This window comes from Vibrio sp. (assembly GCF_048266485.1).
Classification (GTDB): Bacteria; Pseudomonadota; Gammaproteobacteria; order Enterobacterales; family Vibrionaceae; genus Vibrio.
In genome coordinates, this window is record NZ_JBLWZK010000003.1 from 88,030 (window position 1) to 113,631 (window position 25,602).

A 25,602-nucleotide genomic window follows, 5' to 3' on the forward strand; every position below is an offset into this window, starting at 1 on the left:
CTTTTTTCGGTTCTTTACTGGAGTTAGTTCTTCGCGGGGTAATAGAGAGAACCGTTTCAAAAATAATGGATATTTGACTGCCATGCTTTTGATTGTCAGGGATGAGACATAATGAAAATAAAACGATATCTACATAACAAATTACCGTCTCAAATATCATCATTCATCGGTTTTATGCTGGTGTTGTATTTGAGCTTATTTAGTGCGCCTTTGCTTGCGCAAACGTCTTCTATTCAATCGCTTGCTGATGTGCAGATTGCATTGTTATCGAAAAAAAGTTCGGTAAAACAAGATGCGATTGAGTGGTTATCACAATCTTCTGATGCAGACGTCGCTAAGGCCGTATTAACGCCTTGGTTAGAAGGAAATTTATATTATCAAAAATCCGATGACGCTTTATTTATTATCACAGATTTAGAAGAAGGTAAGCAGGCTTATGGATTACTTTCTGAACAAGTGGTGACTATCGAAGGCAAGCGTGATTTTGCAAAGGTAAGAACCAATAACTCACTGCGTTCTGATATTCGTGATGTATTGGCGCGTATTGATATTTCAGCGAGCAATGTTGATGTGCGTTTGTCGGCGGTGAATAGTTTATTGGGTACGACAAGCCCTAAAACCATCGAAAAAATTACCCAACAACTACAAGTAGAAAGCGATCGTGATGTTCGCAATAGTTTAGAGTTAGCATTGGCGATGAAGCAGCTCAAAACCAGTACCAATGCTGCTGAACAAATTGATGCTATTGAAGTGATTAGCGAGTCTAAACAACAAGAGGTTTACGGCGCGCTATCTCAAGTGATTAATAGCGATGCTGATGAGAAAGTGATTGAAGCGGCGCAGCTGGCGTTAAATCAATATAAACAAACCCAAAGTTTTTACGGTGGCATGGAAACCGTCTTCTTTGGTTTAAGTTTAGGTTCGGTGTTGGTGCTGGCGGGTATTGGCCTTGCGATTACATTTGGCGTGATGGGCGTGATCAATATGGCACATGGTGAGTTGATCATGATCGGCGCTTATACCACTTATGTTATTCAACAATTAATGCCGAATAATATTGGTGCTGCGTTACTTCTTTCTATTCCTGCGGCTTTTGCTGTGTCAGGGCTAGTGGGTATCGCGATTGAGCGTACCGTGATTCGTCGTTTGTATGGTCGTCCGCTTGAAACTTTACTTGCCACCTTTGGTATCAGCCTTATTTTACAACAAGCGGTTCGCAGTATTTTCTCTCCTTTAAACCGCTCAGTCAGTACACCGGATTGGATGGCTGGCGCGTTAGAGCTTAACCCGATGTTATCTCTGACTTATAACCGCCTATACATCATTATTTTCTGCTTCATGGTTTTTCTTGGCTTAGTGGCCATTCTCAAAAAAACACCGCTAGGTCTACAAGTACGTGCAGTTTCGCAAAACCGAGCCATGGCGCGATCAATGGGGGTTCGCTCGGAACGTGTTGATGCTATGACTTTTGGCTTAGGTTCCGGTATTGCGGGTGTTGCTGGCGTGGCGTTATCTCAGCTAACCAACGTAGGTCCAAACATGGGACAAAACTACATTATTGACTCCTTTATGGTGGTGGTATTTGGTGGGGTAGGCAACTTGTGGGGCACGCTAGTGGCAGGGTTAAGTTTAGGTCTATTCAATAAGATTTTAGAGCCTTGGGCTGGCGCAGTTCTCGCTAAAATATTGGTTCTGGTTTTCATTATTTTATTTATTCAAAAGCGCCCGAAAGGTTTGTTCCCTCAACGTGGCCGCGCGGCAGAATAAGGAGGCGTTATGACGAGTGTAGTAGCAACTAATTCAATGAGTAGTACGTCGAACTTTGCAAGCCGTCGTTCTTTTATCGCCTCAGATACAGGCGGAAAAATCACGATTGTATTTTTATTGGCGCTCGCGATTGTGGTGCCATTTTTAAATCTAGTGGTACCGGAAAGTAACCCCTTTCATGTGAGCTCATTTACCGTGACTCAAATGGGGAAATATCTGTCTTATGCGCTGGTGGCGTTAGCGGTTGATCTTATCTGGGGCTATTTAGGTATTTTAAGTTTAGGGCATGGTGCTTTTTTTGCGTTAGGCGGTTATGCGATGGGCATGTATCTCACCCGTGAAATTGGTGACCGCGGCGTTTACGGTAACCCATTATTGCCAGACTTTATGGTATCGCTGAACTGGCAAGAACTGCCTTGGTTTTGGCATGGTTTTGATAACTTTGCTTTTGCCGCAATGATGATCATGTTGGTGCCGGGCGTATTGGCATTTGTATTTGGTTATCTGGCGTTCCGCTCCCGTGTTTCCGGTGTGTATCTTTCTATCATGACCCAGGCACTGACTTATGCGCTAATGCTGGCATTTTCACGTAACGAAATGGGTTTTGGCGGCAGTAGTGGTCTGACGGGCTTTAAAGATGTACTTGGTTTTAGTCTAGAGCAAGACACCACCAAAGTCGGCTTATTAGTGACGACGATTGCTGCGCTCATCATCGGCTATTTGATTTGTCGTTTAGTGGTGGCAAGTCGTTTAGGCCGAGTAGCCATGGCGATTCGTGATGCAGAATTACGTACTCGCTTTACCGGGTATGATGTCGATAGCATCAAGCTGTGGGTATTTGTTCTTTCTGCTGTATTAGCCGGCATTGCTGGTGCGTTATACGTGACGCAAGCCGGTAGTACCAGTGCCGCTCAGTTTGCGCCAATTAACTCAATTGAAATTGTAGTTTGGGTTGCTTTAGGCGGTCGAGCGACCTTGTTTGGCGCCATTGTAGGGGCATTAATTATTAACTATGCCAAGAGTTGGTTTACCGTCGAGTTTCCAGAAGTTTGGTTATTTGCATTAGGGGGAATTTTTGTTCTTGCCACCATGTATTTACCAAAAGGCGTGATGGGCGCGTTATCCGAAAAATGGGCAAAGAAATCGAGCCAACAAGATAAACCATCGGCACAGGAGAGCCACTCATGAGCGCATTAGAATCAGTCGTCACACCAATCAGAAAAGTGGGCGAAGGCTTTGAGAAGTTTACTCGTCGTGATGAAGTGTTCGATTTTCTTAAACCAGTTAATCATCCATTGATTGATACTCGCCACAACATCATGTTGTACATGGAAGGCGTATCGGTTTCCTTTGATGGTTTTAAAGCGATTAACGACTTAAATCTGTATATCAAACAAGGAGAGTTACGATGCATCATCGGACCAAACGGCGCAGGAAAAACCACTATGATGGACATCATTACTGGCAAGACTCGTCCGGATCAGGGCAAGGTGTGGTTAGGTTCAAAAACCAACTTGTTGAGTATGTCCGAAGCGGAAATCGCCAACGCGGGTGTGGGGCGTAAATTCCAGCAACCTACGGTATTTGAAAGCTTAACGGTGTGGAATAACTTGGAACTGGCGATGACCGGCACTCGTTCGGTTTGGTCAACTTTTACCGCTAAATTAACCGGCGAGCAAAGTGATGAGATCGATGGGGTTTTATCTTTGATTGGTCTTGAACAATGTCGAAACTTGTTAGCTGGCGTGCTTTCTCACGGTCAAAAACAATGGCTAGAAATCGGTATGTTATTGATGCAAAAGCCAAAGCTTCTGTTAGTGGATGAGCCGGTTACTGGCATGACTCATCAAGAAATGGATCGCACGGCGGAATTATTGAAATCTCTGGCTGGTAAGCATTCAGTAGTAGTGGTTGAGCATGATATGGAATTTGTACGCTCGATTGCCGATCAAGTCACCGTGCTGCATCAAGGGCATGTGTTGGCGGAAGGTAATATGGATCAAATCCAGTCACATCCAGAAGTAAAACGCGTCTACTTGGGAGAATAAGGATGTTAAAAGTACAAGGCGTAAACCAATTCTACGGTGAAAGTCATATCTTGTGGGATCTCGATGTTGAGGTCGAGAAAGGCAAATGTACCGTGTTGATGGGACGTAACGGGGTAGGCAAAACTACATTACTTCAATGCATCATGGGGTTAAATCCAATTAAAAGCGGCGATATCGTGTTTAAAGGTGAAAGCATTAAAAAAGCGTCAACTGAACAACGCCCTCATTTAGGCATTGGCTATGTTCCGCAAGGCCGACAAATCTTCCCGATGCTAACGGTGCAAGAAAATTTAGAGATTGGCCTGCCTATCCGTAAGCGTGGCGATCGTAAGATCCCTGATTTTATCTTCGAACTATTCCCCGTGCTAAAGGAAATGCTGCATCGTCGCGGTGGTGACTTATCGGGTGGTCAACAGCAGCAATTGTCGATTGGTCGTGCGTTAGTCGTCGAGCCGGATTTATTGATTCTGGATGAACCAACCGAAGGCATTCAACCGAATATCGTTCAAGAGATTGGCGATATTATTAAACTGCTCAATGATAAACATGGTTTAACCGTATTGCTGGTGGAACAAAAACTGCCATTTGCTCGTAAAGTCGGTCATAACTTTTGTTTACTTGATCGTGGCAAAGCAGTGGCTAAAGGACAAATGGAAGCCTTGAATGAATCGTTGATTAAGGAGCATTTGACGGTTTAAGGTTCTTTCCGTATATGTAAAGGTCAAAGCTCTTCAGAGGATGTTGGAAATCATTTAATGTTCTTTGAAGGGCTTTTTATTTTTAGGTTCTGGATATAGAGCCTGAAAAAGAGATGCTTATGCTAAATTTATTGATGCTTATGTGAATATAATGTTTCTCATAATAATAAAAAACTATATATTTTATTGAGGTATAAGGTGTTGGAGTCAAAAGTTTCTCCAGAGTCTGGATCAATCTCTTAATAACCTTTAATTATCATTATCACCAATGTAATGATGGGAAATAGCAGTCTTAACATAAGGAATTAATCATGGCTGTAGAAAATAATATTGAATTAATATCTGGTGCACAAAGTACTTTCAATACGTCGATTTCAGCTAATTGGTTAACAGATAATGCAGATTTTCTGGTTCAATATGGTGTCAATTTTCTTGCAGCACTTTGCATTCTATTCGTGGGTAGTGTTTGCGTTAAGTTTATCCATAAAGGTGTAATCAACTTGTTGCAAACAAAACGTGTGGATGCGGTTGTTGTGCAATTTATTGGTAATGTGGTTCGCTATGCTTTGTTAGTAATGGTGTTTATTGCCGCACTAAATACAATGGGGGTTGAAATGGCAGCGATGATCGCTGTGCTCGCTTCTGCTAGCCTCGCGGTTGGGTTAGCGTTAAAAGGATCGCTTTCCAATTTTGCTTCTGGTGTGCTAATTGTGATTTTTCGTCCATTTAAAAGCAAAGATTTCATTGAAGTTGGTAAGGTTTCAGGCAAAGTCCAAGCGATTGAAATTTTTCATACCGTTTTAACTACTGGCGATAATAAAATGGTCGCGATACCGCATCGTTTAGTGATGTCTCAACCCATAGTCAACTTTTCGAAACATAAGATTCGCCGTATCAACTTCGAAATTGGCGTGTCGTATGACGCTGATTTGCAGAAAACGAAGCAAGTGCTTGCCCGTGTTCTTGAATCGGAAGAGCGTATTCTTTCTTTACCGGCTCCAACTATTGGAGTATTAGCTCTCGCCAATTCTTCAGTTAATATTGCGGTTCGCCCTTGGGTAAAATCTGAAGAATACTGGAAAGTGTACTACGACACATTACAGGCAATAAAAGAAGAGTTAGATAAAGAAGGTATTCACATTCCATTTCCTCAAATGGATATACATATTAAGTGATAGTGAATATTCTTGGTGGTAAAGCTACCATCACTAACGAGATTTAATTGACTAGACCATGACCAGAAATGAATACAAAAAGTGATATTGTCAGTTGATAAAAAGTGTATTTCTCTTGGTTAAGTGCGAAGATATTCTCGATCAGAAATTAAATAAGGATGTGTTATGACGAACAAAAAAGCTGTCTATACTGCGTTAATTTGTGGCTTATTATTGAGTGGTTGTGCGAGCACAGGGTCAGATTCTAACGCTAAATCTCAAACGAATGCAGAGACAGCAAAGACCGACTGTACTGCTTCTGGCCAGAAGAGTTATGAAATGGCAGATGGTACGATTATTTGTTATTAATCTTCTATCAAGCGGCAATGAATTTGCGGTTTGCTCGGAAGGGCGTTAAGTCAAGTTAGCCCCGCCCTTCCTCACCATGAAAGCCCATAAAAGGGCCGCCACACCAGCGTCTGCACATCCCGCAATGGCACGCTCCAAAGCTTTGTTTATCTTCGGTAGTCAGCGTCACGCTGCCACATAAGCAATGTCCCTGCATTTTCTTTCCTCATTCGTTTTTAATCGTGCTTTCAGTATAGATTTCCTGATAGTTAAATCATTAGGCGGCATAGTTATTGCTTTACTAATACTCGATGGTAATAAATGGAAGTCACACGAATGGAAGCGCTAGAAGAATTAAATATAGCGGGAGTCGCTCAAACATCGCCAATAAATACATTAAATCGCAGCGATGGTTGGAAAGCAGAATTAACACTGGGGTTTACCGATCGAGGCGACAAAACCGTCGTTGGGCACAAAACTCAACTAGGACCGCTGGCGATTCAAAGGCCACTGTATCCTGAAGGCGACGTTTGCCATACCTATTTACTTCACCCTCCTGGCGGGGTAGTTGGCGGCGATGAGCTGTTAATTAAAGCCACGACTTATCCTGGAGCGCATGCTTTAGTTACCACACCCGGTGCGACCAAGTTTTATCGCTCGGAAGGAAAAATCGCCCGTCAAAAACAAATTTTAACTGCCAAGTCAGGAAGCTGTTTGGAATGGCTTCCGCAAGAGAATATTTTCTTTCCTACCGGACAAGTGCGTGTCGATACCGATATCCACCTTGAATCTGACGCACTATTTATGGGCTGGGAATTGCACTGTTTTGGTCGTCCTGCACTAAACGAGTGCTTCGATGCAGGTAAAGTGTGGGGTAAGACGCAAGTTTTTGTTGATGGAAGGAATACTCTCACCGAAAACGTGCAATTGATCGGAGGAGATAAGTATATATTAAACAGTGGTTTACAGTATTTTCCCATGATGGGGAGTTTGTTTATTACCGCTCAGTCTGAAGATGACCTTGAAATGGTACAGGATTTGCTCCGTGACTTTGCACCAAATGATGAATTAGTGATTGGTGCGACTCAAATAGAACAGTTAATCGTGGTTCGAGCATTAGGTAAATGGGCCGAGTCAATGTTGGAAGCGTTTACATTGATTTGGCAACAATTTAGACATCAATGGTTTGGTTATGTACCCGAGCCACCAAGGATTTGGGCAACTTAATCCGTTGCTCGGCTCGCTGCGCGACTAGGGCGCTTCGCTGCTCGTATTACGAAAAGACAACCAGATCAATACTAATGAGTTAAATGGAGCATTTCGAGAGACGAAAAACGAAGTGCCCGAGACCCGAGGATCGAATGTAGATGGAACTGACCCCAAGAGAAAAAGATAAATTGCTGATCTTTTGTGCTGGCATGTTAGCACAGCAGCGTAAAGATAAAGGCTTAAAGCTCAACTACCCAGAATCTGTGGCGTTGATCAGTAGTGCGATTTTAGAAGGTGCGCGCGAAGGTAAAACGGTTGCTGAATTGATGAACTTTGGTCGTACTATTTTAACTGTCGATGATGTGATGGAAGGCGTGCCGTCGATGATTCCTGATGTTCAAGTCGAAGCTACTTTTCCAGATGGCACCAAGCTTGTCACTGTCCATGATCCGATAGTGTGAGGAGAAAACATGAAAACCAGTAATGCCAATCCTAATGCGTTTATCCCCGGTCAGCTTGTTTCTGGAAAGGGTGAGATTGAGCTGAATGTCGGCCGTGAAACCATCAAAATTAAAGTCGAAAATTTAGGGGATCGCCCTGTTCAGATTGGCTCTCATTATCACTTTTATGAAGTTAACGATGCTTTGAATTTTGAACGAGAATCGGCCAAAGGCTTTAGGCTCAATATTCCAGCAGGCACTGCGACTCGTTTTGAACCTGGACAGTCACGTACCGTTGAACTGGTGGAATATGCCGGTAAGCGAGAAGTATATGGATTTAAAGGCCGCGTCATGGGTCCTATCTAGCGTTCTTGAGCCCACAGCTTTGTTGGCTGCTTTCGTTCACCCCAATCACATAGAGAATCTATGCTCATGGGGCTTCACTCAATTGCCGCCTCACTGTGAACTCAATTACTTGGATAGGATTGACTGAGAAATTATAAAGGATTAATAGTATGGCAAAAATTTCAAAAAGAGCCTACGCCGAGATGTTTGGGCCAACGACTGGCGATAGATTACGACTTGCTGATACTGAGCTATGGCTCGAAGTAGAAAAAGATTACACCGTTTACGGCGATGAAGTGAAATTCGGTGGCGGGAAAGTGATTCGTGATGGGATGGGGCAAAGCCAACTAGCGTCTGAATTTACGCCTGATCTCGTTTTAACCAATGCGGTGATTTTAGATCATTGGGGGATAGTGAAAGCGGATATCGGTGTCAAAGATGGCCGTATTTGTGGCATCGGTAAAGCAGGTAACCCAGATGTGCAGCCGAATGTTGATATTATTATCGGGCCAGGAACCGAAGTGATTGCCGCAGAAGGCTCGATAGTTACCGCTGGTGGCATTGATTCACACATTCACTATATCTGTCCGCAACAAATTGAAGAAGCGCTGACCTCTGGTGTCACAACTATGATTGGCGGTGGTACTGGCCCTGCAACTGGAACCAATGCGACAACCTGTACGCCGGGCCCTTGGAATATGCACCGAATGTTAGAAGCATTGGATGAGTTTCCAATGAATTTTGGTTTACTCGGTAAAGGAAACGCCAGTTTGCCTGAAGGCTTAATTGAGCAAGTAGAAGCCGGTGCTATTGGATTAAAACTGCATGAAGATTGGGGAACTACACCGGCTTCAATTGATATGTGTTTAACCGTTGCCGATCAAACTGATATTCAAGTGGCGATTCATACCGATACACTGAATGAATCGGGTTTTGTGGAATCGACCCTAGATGCGATTGGCGATCGCGTGATCCACACATATCACACCGAAGGCGCGGGTGGCGGTCATGCACCAGATATCATTCGCGCTTGTGGTGAATCGAATATTTTACCGTCTTCAACCAACCCAACTCGTCCTTACACAATCAACACTGTCGATGAGCATCTAGATATGTTGATGGTATGCCACCATTTATCCCCGTCGATTGCCGAAGATGTGGCGTTTGCTGAATCTCGTATTCGTCGCGAAACGATTGCTGCGGAAGATATTCTGCATGATCTCGGTGCTTTCTCGATGATTTCATCGGATTCTCAAGCGATGGGACGAGTCGGTGAAGTGATCTTACGAACATGGCAAACCGCTCATAAAATGAAAGTGCAGCGTGGCTCCTTAAAAGAAGATCAACAAGCGTTTGATGCTCAAGAAGAAAAGTTTGGTCATCAAGCGCCAAGTGATAACTTCCGTTTGCGTCGATATGTTGCGAAATACACGATAAACCCAGCGATTACTCATGGTATTGGCCACGAAGTGGGTTCAATAGAAGTAGGTAAATTAGCCGATTTCGTATTATGGAAACCGGCTTTCTTTGGCGTAAAACCAAGCGCGATTATCAAAGGAGGCATGATCGCAATGGCACCTATGGGTGATCCGAATGCCTCTATTCCAACACCTCAACCTGTTCATTATCGTTCTATGTTTGGCAGTTATGGTAAAGCCTCAAAAAAGACTTCAATGTTATTCGTTTCTCAATTGGCTAAAGACAAAGACATTGCACGCCAGTTAGGGCTTGGCAGCTTAATTGGTGTAGCCAAAAACTGCCGCACCATTTCAAAAGCTGATATGAAGCTTAACGATTGGCAGCCTAAGATTGAAGTGGATTCTCAAACCTATGAAGTCAGAGCGGATGGAGAACTTCTCACTTGTGAGCCAGCGGAAGTATTACCAATGGCTCAACGATATTTTCTGTTTTAGTTAACGTAGCTTGAAGGCTCGGACGCTTTGCTCTCGTTGCTCGAAAAAGCTTTTATTAATCAACGTTCTTAAGATCTTGCCTTCGAGACACGAGACACGAGACACGAGACACGAGACACGAATAATTGGATAAAAAATAATGATTGAAATAACAAAAATAGTCGCAGATAGCACTCAAATTACTGAGAGAAATGTGGATGGTGTATTGAGCCTTCCTATTAATAGTCGTATTAAAAGTCGCTTAAAAGTGTCGCTTGAAGATGGACGTGATGCGGGGTTGTTTTTACCTCGCGGCAATATTTTGCGTGGCGGTCAGTTATTGCAAAGTGAATGTGGGTTATTGATTGAAGTCACCGCAGCACCGGAAACGGTTTCTAGTGTGTATTGCGAAGATGCACTATTACTAAACCGAGTGACTTACCACTTAGGTAATCGCCACGTTCCTCTACAAATAGCAAATGGTTGGGTACGTTACCAGCATGATCATGTGTTAGATGACATGGTGGTGGGGTTGGGTGCCAAAGTCACGGTAGAACAAGCTGAATTTGAACCTGAAGATGGGGCGTACGGCGGCCGTTCAGGTGGGCACCATCATCATGATCATTCGCATGATCACTCTCATTAATAACAACTTGAAATTGAATTCAAAAATAGAAAAAACAAAAAGGATATTTGCCATGAAATTCGTTCGCTTACTCACACTTGCTTCTGTTTTTGCTGCTCCAGCGGCGTTTGCACATGTTGGTCACATGCATGAGCACGGCTCAAGCAATGCATTTTTTGAAGGTTTTGTACACCCATTAACTGGTCTTGATCATTTAGTGATGCTCCTTGGTCTCGGTATGTTCATCAGCCATTTTACGGCGAGTAAATCAAGCTCAGTGGCTAAGCCTACTTTGTTTATTGCAGCTCTTGTTAGTTTAACGGTTGGCCTTGCGGCAGGAAGTCTATTTGGCGCGATTAGTGGCGTAGAGCTAATAATTGCCGCATCCATTTTTGTAGTTGCATTAGGGATTTGGAATACCTTCTCTGTTCGTGAATCTTTAACTCAGGCGTTAGTGATTGTTTCCATTGGCTTGGTGTTTTTCCATGGTTTTGCTCATGGCGTAGAAGCAACTGGCGGATTATTCGGATTTGGCGCAGGTATGCTAGTAGCCGCGTTTGGCATCATGTTTACCGGTGAGCGTCTGGCACATTTCTTGTCAACTAAGTTCTTCGTAAATAAGTGGCTTGGAGCGGGTATTGCCGCTTCTGGTGCAGCCTTAATGATGGCGCCTTAATTGCTTATGAATGATATGAGAGACATAGACACTTTATCTATATCTAACTCAGCACTCAACTCAGTCGCATCGTCACAGAACAATGGTTCCGAAGTCGCTTGCTTTCGTTTGTTTCAGCTAATTAGCCCTTCACTACCCATTGGCGGCTTTACCTATTCACAAGGTTTGGAATGGGCGGTTGAGGCTGGCTGGGTGAGTAATCAAGCTAAGTTAATACATTGGCTTGAGATGATGCTTAATAACAGCTTGGTGACATTAGAGTTGCCTATTTTGGCGAAGTTCTATTACGCGTTAGAACAAGGTGATAACACGAGTATTGAATATTGGAGTCAATATTTATTTTCATGCCGAGAAACTCGCGAGTTAAGAGCGGAAGAGCTTCAACGTGGTAAAGCGTTATTTACTTTATTAAAGCAGCTCGATTTACCTCTGAATGCAGAATGGCACCCCGATAATGACCCCAAAGCCGCAACGCAAAATCAGTTGTTAGGTTTTTGTGTCGCGGCGAAAGCGTGGGGGATTTCGCTCCATAGTTTACAACAAGGCTATTTATGGAGTTGGGCGGAAAACATTGTGATGGCGGGAGTTAAGCTGGTTCCTCTTGGTCAAACCGCAGGTCAAAAAACTTTATTGGCTTTATCTGAACGCTTACCTCAAGCGATAGGCAAAGCCAATCAAATACAAGATGACGATATTGGTAGCTTTACCCCTTCGGTTGCTATCGCCAGTAGTCGTCATGAAACACAATATACAAGACTATTCCGTTCCTAGCTGTCATGGCGAAAAGAATCGAATGAGTGAGCAAACAAGGAATAAAACATGTCTCAAGAAACGTATAAACAACCGTTACGAATTGGTATTGGTGGCCCTGTTGGATCGGGCAAAACGGCGTTGTTAGAAGTTTTATGTAAAGCGATTCGAGATCGTTTAAACATTGCCGTGGTGACCAATGATATTTACACCCAAGAAGATGCCAAAATACTCACTCGAGCTGAAGCGCTAGACGCAGACCGTATCGTAGGTGTCGAAACTGGAGGTTGCCCTCATACTGCGATTCGTGAAGATGCATCAATGAACTTGGCTGCAGTTGAAGAACTGGCCAAATTACATAAAAACCTTGATGTGGTATTTGTTGAAAGTGGTGGTGATAATTTAAGTGCTACCTTTAGCCCTGAACTTGCCGATTTAACTATTTATGTTATTGATGTGGCTGAAGGGGAAAAGATTCCGCGCAAGGGTGGACCCGGTATCACACGTTCAGATTTATTAGTGATTAATAAAATTGACTTAGCCCCTTATGTGGGAGCGTCATTAGAGGTAATGGAATCGGACACTCAGCGTATGCGTCCAACCAAACCGTATGTATTCACTAATTTAAAAGAGAGTGTCGGGCTGGATAGTATTATCGATTTTATTATTACAGAAGGTATGTTGCAGCCAAAATATTAATTCGATTAACGCGCAATAAAGCTAGGCTTAGTGGCAATTTGGTCACTAAGCTTTTTTTAACTTGCCCTTCGGGAGCTTCATCTAAATCTTTATACTGCGTTAGATTGGTTTGAAAGGTGCCTACATTCCTTCGCCAATCCTCCTTGTCTAAAGATTGGGATGATAGCTCTGAATTCTGCACCTTGAAGTCACTTGGGTATAGAGTAGGCGGTTATTTTGATTAACGGGTTAAATTCGCTTTTTATGAAATATTAAGTTACATTTGCCACCACATTTTTGAACTTTTCAATTTTAAATGGTCTGTTATAACATATCAATTATATCAAGTTGATATTTAGCCGGCTCTTGAGGTCGATTCACACAACTTCCTACGTTGGGAACTATAGAAACTAAACCTTATGTCTAAACAAAAATTTGCAAAATTTCGCCAGAACCCTAAGTTTCCATTGATGCTTAAAATAGGCGTGGCTTTTGTCGTATTACTTATAATTGTTTTTATGGCTGAATCTGGTGATGGACGCAAGTCAGTTCCTATGGATATGGACAAAATTTTAGCAGATGAGGCGAAAGCGGTTGCCGCTACCAAGCCTGTTCATGTGGATGAAAACGTTCCGCTTTATTCATACGAAATTCAAGATGGTGACAATTTAAGTAGTATCTTTGTTCGTCTTGGTGTTCCGTATGGCGATATGCTCAGCGTGATGGATACCGATCAAAACCACCTAACACTTGATACTTTAAGACCGGGTGACATCTTAAAAATTTGGATGGACGAAGATCTAGAACACTTAAGCAAATTAGAGGTTGAATTTACTCTAGCAGATCGCGTGGTATTTACTCGCAACGATGATAAGAGCTATACCTTTCAAGAAGTAAATTTACCCGGTGTTTGGAAGACTTATCCGTTAATAGGGGAAATTCATGGTAGTTTCTCTACATCGGTTTATAAATATGGGATTTCGGGTGCGGAAACGGCTCAAATTACTCAGCTATTAAAAGATAAACTGAATTTTGTGCGAGATTTGCGTGCAGGTGATAAATTTGAAATTTTGCATAAGCGTCAATTTATCAATGGTGTCGCAACTGGTAATCGTGAGATTGACGCGATCCGTATTTATAATCGGGGCCGTGTGATCAGTGCTTATCTGCACAGTGATGGTCAATATTATGACCGTAATGGCGATAGTTTACAGCGAGCATTTTTACGTTGGCCAACTGCACAACATTATCGTATCAGCTCCCCATTTGATCCGAATCGTTTACACCCTGTGACTCATCGCCATGCTCCACATAATGGTGTTGATATAGCTTGTCCTTCTGGGACTGATGTTATAGCAACCGGCGATGGTATTGTGACGTTAACGACTAACCACCCATACGCGGGTAAATATATCGTGGTTCAACATGGATCGACTTACCGTACTCGCTACTTACACTTGAGCAAAATTTTAGTGCGCCAAGGTCAAGTGGTTCATCGAGGACAAGTGATTGCAAAATCGGGTGCTACAGGGCGTGTAACTGGACCACACTTGCATTATGAGTTCATTATTCGAAATCGCCCTGTGAACTTCTTAACCGCTAAAATCCCGATGGCAACATCGATTTCGAAAGAAGAGAAGCCAGCCTTTGAAAAGCAAGTAAAAGCTATCGATGCTGAGTTTGAAGCGGTAAAACAAGCCGCCGGAACAAATAACGGTCCGACTACTTTGGCAAAAATAATTTAATAATTTGAATTATTTCTATGAGAGCAAGTGATATCATCGCTTGCTCTTTTTTCGTCTATTATATTACAAGGATGGGCAATGAGCTCTTTGGAAGATACACCGAATAATTCGCCACACTCAGAACAAACTAAAACTTGGAAAACACCACAAACCTTTTTGATGCTCATTTCTATCGTGGTGCCAATTGCCTTTGCCAGTTGGATGGCGTTATTAAATAACTTCGTGGTAGAGAAGGCATCTTTCACTGGTGCTGATATTGGTTTGCTACAAAGTGTACGTGAAATCCCCGGCTTTTTAGCTTTTACTGTGGTGTTCGTATTGCTGTTTATTCGTGAGCAAAAGTTCATGATAGTTGCATTAGCTATGCTATCTATCGGCGTGGCAATCACCGGTTTTTTCCCTTCGGTACTTGGCCTACTAATGACGACTTTGTTGATGTCGATAGGCTTCCACTACTTTGAAACCTTAAAGCAATCCTTGTCTTTACAATGGCTCACTAAAGAAGAAGCGCCAGAGTTTCTAGGAAAGTTAATCTCGGTGGGTGCGCTTGCCTCATTACTGACTTACGGTGCATTGTGGGTCATGCTAGAAATCTTGAAGTTTGATTATTGGCACGTGTATTTAATTACCGGCAGCATTGCTTTAAGCGTCACTGTCTTTATGTGGCTATCGTTCCCACAATTTGAATCGACAACTATTCAGCATAAAAACTTGATTCTAAGAAAACGCTATTGGCTGTATTACGCCCTTACTTTTATGAGTGGTGCTAGACGTCAAATTTTCACCGTATTTGCGGGCTTTTTGATGGTGGAGAAATTTCATTATTCAGCGGCAGATATTACATTACTATTTTTAATTAACTATGCGTTTAACTTCTTATTTGCTAAGAAAATCGGTCAATTTATTGGCATTGTGGGTGAAAGAAAAGCGCTGATGTTTGAATACTGCGGGCTGGTGTGTGTATTTGTTGGTTATGCGATTGTTGAAAATTCACATATTGCTGCGGGGTTGTACGTGGTTGATCATTTATTTTTTGCCTTAGCATTAGCGGTTAAAACCTATTTGCAAAAAATTGCCGATCCACAAGATATGGCCTCTACCGCTGGGGTTTCATTTACCATCAATCATATTGCAGCGGTGGTGATTCCTGTGACATTTGGTTTGTTGTGGCTACATTCACCGGCAGCAGTGTTTTATATTGGGTCCGCGATGGCTGTAGTATCTTTGATTTTATCTTGTAATATTCCGCGTATGCCGAAGCCGGGTAATGAAGTGTGTCGCTTTAAGTGGGGAAGTGTAGCAGCGGAAAAATAATTGACGTCTAAACTTTCTTGAACGAGGCAATATGATCTAACCGGATCCGTTGCCTCGTTTTATTTTTGTCGACGAGTTCTACTTCGAGCCATTTTCCAGTTTAGTTTTTAAATGCACTTGGTGTGAAAGTATCCGCTTTCGGACGAATCACTACAGTGCCGGCAATCTTGTCATGGAAGCCTTGTTTCTTGCTATCGAAGCCGACCCAGATGAAGCCCAACATAAATAAGAAAGTTGATACAAAGTAGCCTAGGTAACGAATAATTGACTGAACGGTAGTTAAACGTTGTCCTGTTTTTGCATCGACAACTTGTGCTTTAATCAGCATTTTACCCGGTGTTGCACCGCGGAGCTTCCAAAATAGTACCGTGATAATTAGCAGTGGAATGTAGCTCCACCAAGTATCCGACAGCATAGTACCAGCCCATGAAGTGGAGTAAGAAGAATAAGAGTAGTGTTCTGTTTGAGTGGTAAAGCTTTGTTGATATGACTCTAGCCCCGGTAGCGCAATGAGCACTAAGGCAATGGAATAAAGAATATTATCAATAATACTGGCACCAACACGCGACCAAAACCCCACATATTCGTATTCCATTAAGGTGTCGCTTAGTTCAAATTTTTTCATAACTTATCCAGTTTGTTTTTATTATCTATACGCAAGATGTTGTTTTTTGTTAAGCCGCGCTAACGATAGCTGAAATAACACCAATAAGGCCACCAAATACACCGCCCCATACAACAAGCCAACCTAAATGCTGTTGAATCATGGTCTTAACGATTTCTTTGACCATCTTAGGGGTTAATTCGTTCAATCGCTGATCAATAATATTTTCAATATTGGCTTGGATATCATCCATCATTGACGGTTGTTCTAGCTGTTCTTTTAATGCTTGTTTCACCTGAGCACTTTGGCTGATTTCAATCATAGATTCTTGCATTTTTTCAATAAAAGGTTGTTTTAGCGGTTGAAGTGCTTCCGCGCCACCTAACATTGCGAGCATTCCACCAAAAGAAGAATGGGTGATCACTTCTACTAAAGAATCAAAGCTCGGCTCTAAATCGATTTTCTGTATGACTGGCTTTAAATCGAATGAGGCACTGCTTGCCAATTCTTGATTTAAAAACTTGTCGATATTTTGGCTAGTGAAAAACTGCATCATCATGAGACTTTTAATTGCCGCTTTAAACTCTTCAAAACGAGCAGGGATAATGCCCGAGCCATACATGCCCGGTACTTTTTCAAATAGCATGTGAATGGCGAGCCAATTGGTCACCGCACCTGAAAAGGCAAATAAGCCAGCATAAAGCACAATGGTGTTTTGAGTTTGGTAACCAATCGCTAATAAAACAACTGAAATAAGGTTAGTGATAAAGCTTTTGTTCATAGTGATTTTCTTGTTTTGTTATATCCAAGGGACGTAAAATTAAGGCACAAAAAAGGATGATAAACGTGAGTAGTATCATCCTTCGACAGTCATTGAGAGGTGACTCGCTTAAAACTTTTTAGGAGCAAAGCCTGTCATTTCTTCTAATTTTAACTCTTTACCAATTTTGGTTAAAGGGTGAACGATAACAAGGCCTTTCACTGATTTTTTCAGTTTACCTTGGTCGGCTTTCTCTTCTTTTGTTAATGCGCGGCTAAAAGGCATCGCGAGTAAGGCTTTACGTTCTTTATTTAAATCGTAGCTTTTTTTGTGGTTAAGCTGAGCCACTTTTTTACTGAGTTGATTAATTTCAGTTTCAAATTGATAAATCATCGCTTTATCTGCTCGTTTTTGAGCAGCTTCAAGTTTATGGCGGCACTTATCGAGTCGATTATTCAGTTGTTGTAGTTCGTTTTGTTGGCTCATGTGTTCACCATATACTCTAAAATTAAATCAGTGGATTGCGTCAAATTACGCGAGGGCGGAGTATAGCACGTGAAATATTATTATACCCAAGTAACTTGAGTATAATAAGGTTAAAGTTACTATGGTTTTATTTCATCGCCTCATCCACCAAATACAAAATTGATTGATAAGGCACGCCACTGTGATGAGATAACCCAATTTCGCAAGTTAAGCTATTACTAAAACCTCGGCTGCAATGTATGGGTACTTGCTCTTTAAGTGGGGTGAGGGCGGCTTCATTAAGCTCTGGAGTGTTAAAGCCTTTATCGCCAGCCCAGCCGCAACATTGAATATGCTCAGGGACGATCACTTTCTTAGCGCAACGTTGAGCCAGTTCAATCATGGTGCTTTCCAACCCTAGCGTACGCGCACTACAAGTCACATGAAGCATAACCGTTTCATTAATCGGCTTAAGGTTAAGATGAGGCGTCACGTGTTGCATGACAAATTCAGAAGGTTCAAACAGGTGTAACGGCTTAGTAAATTGCGCTTGGCTTTGCTTCACACACGGACTGGTATCCATCAAAATTGGGTATAAACCTTGATGGCTTGCTTGCCATAAGCTGTCTTCTAAATCTTTCGCCTTACTGTCGCCTAATTGGTTTAATCCTTTGCTCTTATAAGGCATACCGCAGCATTGATTATCCAAATCTTTAGGGAGAATAATATCGAAACCGGCTTTGGTGAGCAGCGACATCGTGACTTCTGTTAGTGATGGCTTACTATGATTCGATGTGGCGGTTCGGCTGATGCATGATGGAAAGTAAACCACTTTTCGATGTTGAACATCGGCGATTTTAAATAGATCTTGCTGCGCTTGTTTTTGAGTATCCATCGGTAACTTATGATGGTTAGCGTTTGGAATTTCAGGGAGCCATAAAGGCAGTCGATTGCCGCTTAGCCGACGAGTACCGTTGGCGACTTTGGACACCAGCGCATTGGGCAACAATTTAGAAATAATGTGGTTAATGGTGAGCCCATGTTTAACCAGTTTTGTAGAGGCGCTGAAATGCTCATGAGTCCAATGAGCGATGAGAGGTGCTTTATCTGTGTGGCGTTCGGAGCGTAATTTCTTTATCAAATCGCCAGTATTTATCCCAACCGGACAACGTTGTTCGCATAGTCCTGTCGCGGCGCAGGTTTCAATGCCCTGGTAGTTAAACAGTTTCTCTAGTTCCGGCGCAGTCGCTTTACCCTCACGCTTTTGTTGCTGTAATTCTCGATACAACACAATGCGTTGGCGGGGTGATAAACTTAAAGTGCGCGAAGGACAAACTGGTTCACAGAAACCACATTCAATACAACGGTCGACTAACTCATCCGCTTTCGGCATAGGTTTGAGATCGCTTAAATGGGCATGGGGGTTATCATTAATAATCACACCGGGATTCAACAAGCCTTGAGGATCAAATAACTGCTTAATCTCTTGCATCAAGCGATAGCCTTGTTTGCCCCATTCAAGCTCGACATACGGTGCCATATTGCGCCCAGTACCGTGTTCTGCCTTAAGAGACCCTTGGTATTTCACCGCAACCAATTGAGTGACTTCATCCATAAATTGACCATAGCGATCAATTTCAGTTTGCGCTTCAAATCCTTGGGTAAACACAAAGTGTAAGTTGCCATCCAGTGCATGCCCGAAAATAATGCCTTCGGAATAGTCATACTTTTCAAACAACTGCTGCAGTTCACGGACGCCTTGCGCTAAGTGTTCTATCGGAAAAGCCACATCTTCAATAATGACGGTAGTGCCCGCTTCTCTTACCGCGCCTACAGCGGGGAATAAACCTTTACGGATATCCCATAAGCCTGCAACGGTTTTTGGATCGGAGGTAAAGGGAACTGATTCAATAATGTCAAATGAAGCCACACGCTCTAAAATGGTATCGCATTGTTGCTGTAGCTTTTCTTGGTCATTGGCGTGAGATTCCACCAATAATGCTGCGGCTTCTAAGTCTAGGTCTTTAATAAAATTAGGCATGCTTGGTTTATTGGCGACTGAACGTAAAGAGCGCCCATCCATCATTTCAACCGCGGCAACTGGAGAATTCGATAGAACCGTTACCGCTTGGCTGGCTTGCTCAATATTTTCAAATACCAGTAGGGCAGAGGCTTTATTGGCGTGATCTTCTACCGTGTTGTAAGTGATGTCGGCAATAAAGCCTAATGTGCCTTCAGAGCCGATCATCAAATGTTGAATGATCTGAATCGGGTCACTGAAATCGACCAAGGCATTAATTGAATAACCGGTGGTGTTTTTTAAACGGTATTTGTGTTGAATAAGGTGTGCCAGTTCGTGATTGGCTTTAGTGGCTTGGGCAAGCGCGCCAATCTTACTGATAAAGGTGGCATTGGACTTTTTAAAGGCTTCAACACTACTTGGATTGCCAGTGTCTAAAATCGAGCCGTTGGCAAACACGATTTTCATACTTTCTAACGTTTGGTAAGAGTTTTGTGCAGTACCACAGCACATGCCACTAGAGTTGTTGGCGGCGATACCACCTATCTTACAAGCATTGATAGAAGCAGGGTCGGGGCCGATTTTTCGTGCAAAAGGTGCAAGGTATTTATTAGCATCAGCACCTATCACTCCCGGTTGTAGTGTGATCTGTTGGCCATTATCGTGAATCTGATGGGTACGCCAATCGTCGGTTAGGGTAATGAGAACGGAATCAGAAACCGCCTGGCCAGATAAACTGGTACCTGCGGCGCGAAAAGTGAAGGGAAGTTCCAGCGTTCGGCAGCAGCGCATGGCATACAGCACTTCTTCTAAATCTTTTAATCTCAACACCAACTTAGGCACTAAGCGATAAAAACTGGCATCCGTGCCATAGGCGAGGCGTTTATCTTGTTGAGTAATGATGCGTTCGCTATCAATGCGTTTAACTAATGCGTGCTCAAGTTGAGAATAGATACCCATGCTTCCTGCTTTATTATCAATATATTAACGAGGTTGTGAGCAAGTATAGGGTGTGATGGAAACTTACAAAAGTGATAGTGACAGAATTTGTTGGAATGGATCGTGTAAAACAAAAAAGCAGTGAGCGCAGCCTTTTGTCTATTTCCAAGAGATTTAGCATAGATGAGATGACATTACAGCGTAATCACAACCTCAAATGAATGATTGGTGCATTGTGTGTTTTATGAGCACTTAAATAAGAAAGGTACTTAAATCACTCAAATCGAAACAAAAATCGGCTATTCTGGATATCATGGATTGATTAACTTTTTAATCAACAAACTAAGTAGGGATTGCTTATGACGATGTATTCTTCCTCCCTCAGCTTATCAAGCGATAAGCTATATCACCCTGCTGAACTCGAACAGCTGCCTTGTAAATCGACCAAAGATATTCCACCGATTGATGAAATCGTCGGCCAAGAACGCGCGCAAAAAGCGGTGGAATTTGCGATGTCGATTAAAGACAAGGGCTATAACATATATGCGACGGGGCAAAATGGTCTAGGCAAACGCACCATGATTTTGCGCTATTTGAACCGCCATCAACCTGATGATATGCGAGTGTTTGATTGGTGTTATGTCGCTAACTTTGAAGATATCCGCCAGCCGAAAGTACTTAAACTGCCAAGTGGTATTGGCAAAGCATTTCGCCAAGATATGGAAAAATTATTGGCGAAATTAGTGAAAGCAATTCCATTGGCGTTTGATAATGAAGTGTATTTTACTCGCTCTGAAAAGTTGAAAAATCAGCTTAATCAAAAGCAACAATCGGCACTCGAAGAGATCAGCAAAATAGCGAAAGAGAAAGGGGTAAGTCTTACCATTACGTTGCAAGGTGACTATGAATTTATCGCCATGCAAAATGCAGAAGAAGTCCATACCGAAGAAAGCTTTCTTGAATTAAGTAAAAAAGATCAGGAAAAATTCCACAGTACGATTGATGCGTTAGAAATTCAGTTGCGCGGCATGATCCGTCAATTAACGGAGTGGGAAGAAGCGTTTAGCGAAAAGATGAAAAAGCTTAACGATGAAACCGCGCTTGAAGTGTTTTCTCATCTGATCAAAGCCTTGAAGAAAAGCTATTCAAAGTATCCAGAAATAAAACAATATTTGACTGAGTTACAAAAAGATATTGTTGAAAATGTCGACCAGTTCTTACAAGAGTCGAATGAGCAAAATGAGATAGCCTCAGCCTCTCTAGATAGTAAATTACCTCGTCGTTATTCCATTAATGTATTGGTCAGTCAGGCTAAAGATTCGTTTCCAATCATAGTAGAAGACAATCCGAATTATCATTCATTATTCGGCTGTGTCGAAACCGCCACTTTTAAAGGCACTGTGTTTACTGACTTCTCGTTAATTCGCGCCGGCAGCATGCATAAAGCCAATGGCGGCGTATTGTTGATGGATGCGATTAAGGTACTTGAACAACCTTATGTGTGGGATGGAATCAAACGTGCGTTACGTGCCCGCCAGTTGAGCTTAACGTCTCTGGAAAAAGAGGTCACGTTAACCGGCGCGGTTTCGCTAGACCCAGAGCCTATCCCGCTAGATGTCAAAATCATCCTGTTTGGTGATTATCGCACCTACCAATTGCTGCAACATTACGATCCAGAATTCAGTGAACTATTCCGTGTTACAGCCGATTTTGAAGATGAAATGAAGCGCACCCCAGAAGCGGAAATGCACTATGCGCGCTTTATTTCCAGCATTGTGCATGACAACAACATGCTGCATTGCGATAAAAAAGCGATTGCTAAAATCATTGAACACAGCTCACGTAACGCAGGCGATCAGAACAAGTTGTCACTCCATTCTGCGCATATTGCTAACTTATTGCGTGAGTCTAATTACGTTGCTAGAAGTGCGAAATCGAGTTTGATTCGTGCCTCGCATGTAGAACAAGCGTTGAATAATCAACAAATGCGTGTGAGTCGCTTGCAAGATAATGTGATGGAAACTTTCACTAATGGCACCACCTTGATCAAAACTGAGGGTAGTGCGGTTGGTCAGGTAAATGCGTTATCGGTGTTATCAACCAGCGACCACATGTTTGGTGCGCCGAATCGTATTACCGCTACCACCGCATTTGGTGATGGCGATATTTTAGATATTGAACGAAATGTGGATCTCGGCGGAAGCATTCACTCCAAAGGCGTGATGATTTTATCTGCCTACTTAGCTTCGATTTTAGGTCGTAGTGCCAAAATTCCACTGACGACTCATATTACTTTTGAGCAATCGTATGGTGGCGTCGATGGAGACAGTGCTTCAATGGCGGAAGTGTGCGCGATTGTTTCGGCATTTTCGAAACTCCCACTACGACAAGATATCGCGATTACCGGCTCGATGAATCAGTTTGGTGAATCGCAGCCAATTGGTGGTGTGAATGAGAAGATCGAAGGCTTCTTTGATGTTTGCGCTATTAAAGGTAGGAGTTCAACTCAAGGGGTGATCATTCCTCAATCGAATGTCCATAACTTAATGCTGCGTAAAGATATTGTTGAAGCCGTACACAAAGGCGAGTTCCATATCTGGGCAATCGATCATGTCACTCAAGCCTTGTCGATTTTCACCGGAATAGAAGCCGGAGAATTGGAAGATGATTTCACCTATCCTACGGGCAGTATTTTTGGTATCACTCAAGCCAAACTCAATGCGTTGAGAAAATAACACGGTACAAGCATTGACCTTCTAGTAACGGGAAGCTTTATCATTTTATCCAGTTAATGAATCTATACCCGAAGTAATTGGAATTGCAGTGAGGCGACAAGTGAATGAGACCCCATGAGTTTAGCTTGTCTAAATGATTGGGGCGAATGAACGCCGTCAACAAAGCTGCAGCTTCAAGTACGATGGTTATAAATGGTAAAGCTTTTATTTTGTGAAGGACAAACCAATGGGATGCTGTAATCAAGCGCCAAATGGCGGCGGTGACTTAAAAGTGGCGATGAAAGTGTTTGGGATCATCGCCTTAATCGTACTCGTGCTGGTGGTCATTTTTGGGTAATAGAAAACTGAATCATAAAGTAGTAATTAGAAAGGAAGTGTTTTAATGCGAGACTCATTACGAGAGAAGGTTATTGCGGTTTGTACTAAGAAAATAGAACAAAAGGGCGATAATGTCGGCGTGTCATTTTACGCCTTCTTCGCCAATAAAAATGATAACCCAGAGCTTTTAATGGAAGCCGCGACTTGGTGGATCCAAACGCATAAGCTCGATCACTTTGAGAAAGCCACCAAGATAATTGAGATGGTGAAAGCGGGGAAGTAGCTCCGTAGTACAAGTTCAGTGTTGATGGTAGCTCATGCTCGCTTTTACGTAAGTTTCACTGGTGTAAGAGATTCCGGATAATTCGTTCCTCATTTCCGGAATGACAGGTTTTAGAATAGTCAAAACCTTGTCAGTGGCTTTGCTAATTTAGTAACTGATGAATTATTTATAGTATGGAATACCGCTTTTATAAGTGGCGCTGACGAAAGCGTACATACCAAACTCCAAACCCAAAGCACCGAACATTTTGCGTTCACTCAAGTAACTTATTAGCTGCATTCCATTCACTTGAGAGACTCTTTTTCGAACTTGAGCGCTTCTGTACGGTCGCCTAGATATCTTGGCACGCTCTGTAGCGCAATAAAGCCACCTACTGGTTTGTCATGGTGTCCAATGATAAGGCCGCCATAACAATTGTTAGCATGATTTTCACTTAGTAACATTGAATTGTTAGTAACCAAAATATTTCTTGGTCTTATTAAAATCTCCACACCATTTCTCAGTAAGCGTCCACGGTTTATAACTACACGACTCGGTGGATAAAACTCGATTTCAAACAGGATTTTTTTGTGCTCTTCCCTAATGGTTAGTTTTTTACCTACTAACTGTATGTCCCACGGCGAAGTTGAGTATATTAATTGATTATTCTTGATATGTAGCACTGGAGAATTAAATTCATCAAACACAACCAAATTGAGCAACAAATGCCCATCCGCTAGTATCAAACCAATAAGAGGCGTACCATCAACGCTTACTGGTACCATAGCTGTACCATATCCCTTGTCTTGACAAGTGAAACTATTACTACCAATTTCAACTGTGGCTTCAGTACCAGCAAAGTGTAAATTATAGGGCTTTGAATTACCCTCTCTCAAATTGTACGGAGATTTGTTAGCCGCACGCACAACTTCAATAGGAAGTAACCCACCAGTTTTTTCTCGATGGTGCTGATCGCATAAAAGAGTAATTTCATCAGCTACATGACGCTTGACAACAGCCCACTCCTCCATATGTTCATATTCATATAGAGGCAAACCACAAATCACGCAGCCAAAACCACACCTTTGACGAACTTCCCGTTGAATTGGTAGTGGGATATTTCGATTATTACATTGCTCTATTTCACACATAGTTTTCCTTGATTATCGGCATACAGCTAACGCTTTGCTAAACAACTCTGACTGCTAATACTTGTTATGCTTTTATTCAAATTCACAGACAAATTCAGCCATACCAGCAGGTAACTTTACCCATTTACTCTCAAGAGAACGCCAAAACAAGCGATATTCTTTTTGCCAACTATCATCTATCGACTTAAGGAAATGATTTCTTTCATGATTGTCTGTATAAAGACAATCATCCATTCGACCTTTACACCCAAGCTGCTTATCAATAACTCTCCTTAACTTTTCAACATTGATAATTTTGACGCAACATTTTTTCCTCATTTCCTTAGCGATATCAGGTGAAAACTCATTGCAAAATGATAATATCAACCCATCTTCATTAAAGTAGCTCGCGTTGACCACATCAGGCATTTTTCTACCATTACCGGTGTTGTTGGTCATAGTTAGGCCTTTTACTTGAGCACCATCTGCTATGTGTAAGAACGGAGATAAGCCTTTTAGGTCTACAGGTGAATCATGAATTAAGTTTTCATCAGGGGTATAAATTCCTTCCCGATTGTCACTTAAATAAGAGCTAGCTAATGCTATTGGAATCTCGCCGCCATTGACCCATGCATCAGCCCATTCCACTTCCGTTAAATATAAGTATTTTTCCATATCAT

24 protein-coding genes are annotated in these 25,602 nt (G+C 42.3%); 18 read left to right on the forward strand and 6 right to left on the reverse strand.

What is annotated here, in order from left to right; all coding sequences use genetic code 11:
* Nucleotides 1-174: 174 nt before the first annotated feature.
* The 16 genes from urtB to ACN0T8_RS06355 all read left to right on the forward strand — a co-directional run bounded on the left by urtB (nt 175) and on the right by ACN0T8_RS06355 (nt 15,689).
* Nucleotides 175-1,767 (forward strand): urea ABC transporter permease subunit UrtB, encoded by a 1,593-nt coding sequence (gene urtB, locus ACN0T8_RS06280; protein ID WP_417879946.1) that lies wholly within the window; start codon nt 175-177, stop codon nt 1,765-1,767.
* A gap of 36 nt (nt 1,768-1,803) precedes the next feature.
* Complete coding sequence (gene urtC / locus ACN0T8_RS06285; protein ID WP_417879947.1) at nt 1,804-2,955, forward strand: urea ABC transporter permease subunit UrtC; 1,152 nt, start codon at nt 1,804-1,806, stop codon at nt 2,953-2,955.
* Nucleotides 2,952-3,815, forward strand: coding sequence for an urea ABC transporter ATP-binding protein UrtD (gene urtD / locus ACN0T8_RS06290; protein ID WP_237293897.1), 864 nt, complete (start codon nt 2,952-2,954; stop codon nt 3,813-3,815). Before urtC ends, urtD begins: the two co-directional genes overlap by 4 nt.
* Nucleotides 3,816-3,817: 2 nt before the next feature.
* Nucleotides 3,818-4,513, forward strand: coding sequence for an urea ABC transporter ATP-binding subunit UrtE (gene urtE / locus ACN0T8_RS06295; RefSeq protein WP_417879792.1), 696 nt, complete (start codon nt 3,818-3,820; stop codon nt 4,511-4,513).
* 311 nt (nt 4,514-4,824) lie between these two features.
* Nucleotides 4,825-5,688, forward strand: a complete 864-nt coding sequence (locus ACN0T8_RS06300; RefSeq protein ID WP_417879793.1) for a mechanosensitive ion channel domain-containing protein — start codon at nt 4,825-4,827, stop codon at nt 5,686-5,688.
* 165 nt (nt 5,689-5,853) lie between these two features.
* Nucleotides 5,854-6,036, forward strand: coding sequence for a hypothetical protein (locus ACN0T8_RS06305; protein ID WP_027695013.1), 183 nt, complete (start codon nt 5,854-5,856; stop codon nt 6,034-6,036).
* A gap of 315 nt (nt 6,037-6,351) precedes the next feature.
* Complete coding sequence (locus ACN0T8_RS06310; protein WP_417879948.1) at nt 6,352-7,242, forward strand: urease accessory protein UreD; 891 nt, start codon at nt 6,352-6,354, stop codon at nt 7,240-7,242.
* A gap of 140 nt (nt 7,243-7,382) precedes the next feature.
* Complete coding sequence (gene ureA / locus ACN0T8_RS06315; RefSeq protein ID WP_417879794.1) at nt 7,383-7,685, forward strand: urease subunit gamma; 303 nt, start codon at nt 7,383-7,385, stop codon at nt 7,683-7,685.
* Nucleotides 7,686-7,694: 9 nt separating this feature from the next.
* Nucleotides 7,695-8,030: an urease subunit beta gene (locus ACN0T8_RS06320; protein ID WP_417879795.1), complete on the forward strand. Its 336-nt coding sequence runs from the start codon at nt 7,695-7,697 to the stop codon at nt 8,028-8,030.
* A gap of 149 nt (nt 8,031-8,179) precedes the next feature.
* On the forward strand, nt 8,180-9,922 hold the full coding sequence (ureC, locus tag ACN0T8_RS06325) for an urease subunit alpha (protein WP_417879796.1): 1,743 nt from the start codon (nt 8,180-8,182) through the stop codon (nt 9,920-9,922).
* A gap of 139 nt (nt 9,923-10,061) precedes the next feature.
* On the forward strand, nt 10,062-10,547 hold the full coding sequence (ureE, locus tag ACN0T8_RS06330; RefSeq protein WP_417879797.1) for an urease accessory protein UreE: 486 nt from the start codon (nt 10,062-10,064) through the stop codon (nt 10,545-10,547).
* Between the two features lie 52 nt (nt 10,548-10,599).
* Nucleotides 10,600-11,202, forward strand: a complete 603-nt coding sequence (locus tag ACN0T8_RS06335) for a HupE/UreJ family protein (protein WP_417879798.1) — start codon at nt 10,600-10,602, stop codon at nt 11,200-11,202.
* Between the two features lie 15 nt (nt 11,203-11,217).
* Nucleotides 11,218-11,973, forward strand: a complete 756-nt coding sequence (locus tag ACN0T8_RS06340) for an urease accessory protein UreF (RefSeq protein ID WP_417879799.1) — start codon at nt 11,218-11,220, stop codon at nt 11,971-11,973.
* A gap of 48 nt (nt 11,974-12,021) precedes the next feature.
* Complete coding sequence (gene ureG, locus ACN0T8_RS06345; protein ID WP_417879800.1) at nt 12,022-12,651, forward strand: urease accessory protein UreG; 630 nt, start codon at nt 12,022-12,024, stop codon at nt 12,649-12,651.
* A gap of 398 nt (nt 12,652-13,049) precedes the next feature.
* On the forward strand, nt 13,050-14,375 hold the full coding sequence (locus tag ACN0T8_RS06350; protein WP_417879801.1) for a peptidoglycan DD-metalloendopeptidase family protein: 1,326 nt from the start codon (nt 13,050-13,052) through the stop codon (nt 14,373-14,375).
* A gap of 78 nt (nt 14,376-14,453) precedes the next feature.
* The gene (locus tag ACN0T8_RS06355) at nt 14,454-15,689 is read left to right on the forward strand and encodes an MFS transporter (RefSeq protein ID WP_417879802.1); all 1,236 of its coding nucleotides are present in this window, start codon (nt 14,454-14,456) and stop codon (nt 15,687-15,689) included.
* A 100-nt stretch (nt 15,690-15,789) separates the two neighbouring features.
* Here the strand turns inward: ACN0T8_RS06355 and ACN0T8_RS06360 are convergent, their stop codons facing one another.
* The 4 genes from ACN0T8_RS06360 to ACN0T8_RS06375 all read right to left on the reverse strand — a co-directional run bounded on the left by ACN0T8_RS06360 (nt 15,790) and on the right by ACN0T8_RS06375 (nt 20,498).
* Entirely contained in the window at nt 15,790-16,314 is a 525-nt protein-coding gene (locus ACN0T8_RS06360) for an RDD family protein (RefSeq protein WP_417879803.1), read from the reverse strand.
* Between the two features lie 49 nt (nt 16,315-16,363).
* Complete coding sequence (locus tag ACN0T8_RS06365; protein WP_417879804.1) at nt 16,364-17,074, reverse strand: DUF445 domain-containing protein; 711 nt, start codon at nt 17,072-17,074, stop codon at nt 16,364-16,366.
* A gap of 108 nt (nt 17,075-17,182) precedes the next feature.
* Nucleotides 17,183-17,539, reverse strand: a complete 357-nt coding sequence (locus tag ACN0T8_RS06370; RefSeq protein WP_417879805.1) for a YibL family ribosome-associated protein — start codon at nt 17,537-17,539, stop codon at nt 17,183-17,185.
* A 127-nt stretch (nt 17,540-17,666) separates the two neighbouring features.
* Nucleotides 17,667-20,498, reverse strand: a complete 2,832-nt coding sequence (locus ACN0T8_RS06375; protein WP_417879806.1) for an FAD-binding and (Fe-S)-binding domain-containing protein — start codon at nt 20,496-20,498, stop codon at nt 17,667-17,669.
* Nucleotides 20,499-20,842: 344 nt separating this feature from the next.
* Here ACN0T8_RS06375 and ACN0T8_RS06380 point away from each other — a divergent pair, with 344 nt between their 5' ends.
* Together ACN0T8_RS06380 and ACN0T8_RS06385 are read left to right on the forward strand one after the other, a co-directional pair.
* The gene (locus ACN0T8_RS06380; protein ID WP_417879949.1) at nt 20,843-23,212 is read left to right on the forward strand and encodes a Lon protease family protein; all 2,370 of its coding nucleotides are present in this window, start codon (nt 20,843-20,845) and stop codon (nt 23,210-23,212) included.
* Between the two features lie 382 nt (nt 23,213-23,594).
* Entirely contained in the window at nt 23,595-23,813 is a 219-nt protein-coding gene (locus ACN0T8_RS06385) for a DUF6500 family protein (RefSeq protein WP_193000406.1), read from the forward strand.
* A 284-nt stretch (nt 23,814-24,097) separates the two neighbouring features.
* On the opposite strand, the gene ACN0T8_RS06390 is transcribed toward ACN0T8_RS06385, so the two are convergent.
* Both ACN0T8_RS06390 and ACN0T8_RS06395 read right to left on the reverse strand, forming a co-directional pair.
* Entirely contained in the window at nt 24,098-24,943 is an 846-nt protein-coding gene (locus ACN0T8_RS06390) for a hypothetical protein (protein ID WP_417879807.1), read from the reverse strand.
* A gap of 72 nt (nt 24,944-25,015) precedes the next feature.
* Nucleotides 25,016-25,597, reverse strand: a complete 582-nt coding sequence (locus tag ACN0T8_RS06395) for a hypothetical protein (protein ID WP_417879808.1) — start codon at nt 25,595-25,597, stop codon at nt 25,016-25,018.
* Nucleotides 25,598-25,602 lie beyond the last annotated feature (5 nt).

What these genes read in the sequence shown, in the direction of transcription:
- urtC (WP_417879947.1), top strand. Translation starts at nt 1,804, where the DNA reads ATGAGTAGTACGTCGAACTTTGCAAGCCGTCGTTCTTTTATCGCCTCA.
- ACN0T8_RS06380 (WP_417879949.1), top strand. Translation starts at nt 20,843, where the DNA reads ATGTATTCTTCCTCCCTCAGCTTATCAAGCGATAAGCTATATCACCCT.
- ureA (WP_417879794.1), top strand. Translation starts at nt 7,383, where the DNA reads ATGGAACTGACCCCAAGAGAAAAAGATAAATTGCTGATCTTTTGTGCT.
- ACN0T8_RS06360 (WP_417879803.1), bottom strand. Translation starts at nt 16,314, where the DNA reads ATGAAAAAATTTGAACTAAGCGACACCTTAATGGAATACGAATATGTG.
- ACN0T8_RS06370 (WP_417879805.1), bottom strand. Translation starts at nt 17,539, where the DNA reads ATGAGCCAACAAAACGAACTACAACAACTGAATAATCGACTCGATAAG.
- ACN0T8_RS06300 (WP_417879793.1), top strand. Translation starts at nt 4,825, where the DNA reads ATGGCTGTAGAAAATAATATTGAATTAATATCTGGTGCACAAAGTACT.
- urtE (WP_417879792.1), top strand. Translation starts at nt 3,818, where the DNA reads ATGTTAAAAGTACAAGGCGTAAACCAATTCTACGGTGAAAGTCATATC.
- ACN0T8_RS06350 (WP_417879801.1), top strand. Translation starts at nt 13,050, where the DNA reads ATGTCTAAACAAAAATTTGCAAAATTTCGCCAGAACCCTAAGTTTCCA.
- ACN0T8_RS06340 (WP_417879799.1), top strand. Translation starts at nt 11,218, where the DNA reads ATGAGAGACATAGACACTTTATCTATATCTAACTCAGCACTCAACTCA.
- ACN0T8_RS06385 (WP_193000406.1), top strand. Translation starts at nt 23,595, where the DNA reads ATGCGAGACTCATTACGAGAGAAGGTTATTGCGGTTTGTACTAAGAAA.
- ureE (WP_417879797.1), top strand. Translation starts at nt 10,062, where the DNA reads ATGATTGAAATAACAAAAATAGTCGCAGATAGCACTCAAATTACTGAG.
- ureC (WP_417879796.1), top strand. Translation starts at nt 8,180, where the DNA reads ATGGCAAAAATTTCAAAAAGAGCCTACGCCGAGATGTTTGGGCCAACG.
- ACN0T8_RS06355 (WP_417879802.1), top strand. Translation starts at nt 14,454, where the DNA reads ATGAGCTCTTTGGAAGATACACCGAATAATTCGCCACACTCAGAACAA.
- ACN0T8_RS06335 (WP_417879798.1), top strand. Translation starts at nt 10,600, where the DNA reads ATGAAATTCGTTCGCTTACTCACACTTGCTTCTGTTTTTGCTGCTCCA.
- ACN0T8_RS06320 (WP_417879795.1), top strand. Translation starts at nt 7,695, where the DNA reads ATGAAAACCAGTAATGCCAATCCTAATGCGTTTATCCCCGGTCAGCTT.
- ACN0T8_RS06365 (WP_417879804.1), bottom strand. Translation starts at nt 17,074, where the DNA reads ATGAACAAAAGCTTTATCACTAACCTTATTTCAGTTGTTTTATTAGCG.
- ACN0T8_RS06375 (WP_417879806.1), bottom strand. Translation starts at nt 20,498, where the DNA reads ATGGGTATCTATTCTCAACTTGAGCACGCATTAGTTAAACGCATTGAT.
- ACN0T8_RS06310 (WP_417879948.1), top strand. Translation starts at nt 6,352, where the DNA reads ATGGAAGCGCTAGAAGAATTAAATATAGCGGGAGTCGCTCAAACATCG.
- urtD (WP_237293897.1), top strand. Translation starts at nt 2,952, where the DNA reads ATGAGCGCATTAGAATCAGTCGTCACACCAATCAGAAAAGTGGGCGAA.
- ureG (WP_417879800.1), top strand. Translation starts at nt 12,022, where the DNA reads ATGTCTCAAGAAACGTATAAACAACCGTTACGAATTGGTATTGGTGGC.
- ACN0T8_RS06395 (WP_417879808.1), bottom strand. Translation starts at nt 25,597, where the DNA reads ATGGAAAAATACTTATATTTAACGGAAGTGGAATGGGCTGATGCATGG.
- ACN0T8_RS06390 (WP_417879807.1), bottom strand. Translation starts at nt 24,943, where the DNA reads ATGTGTGAAATAGAGCAATGTAATAATCGAAATATCCCACTACCAATT.
- ACN0T8_RS06305 (WP_027695013.1), top strand. Translation starts at nt 5,854, where the DNA reads ATGACGAACAAAAAAGCTGTCTATACTGCGTTAATTTGTGGCTTATTA.
- urtB (WP_417879946.1), top strand. Translation starts at nt 175, where the DNA reads ATGCTGGTGTTGTATTTGAGCTTATTTAGTGCGCCTTTGCTTGCGCAA.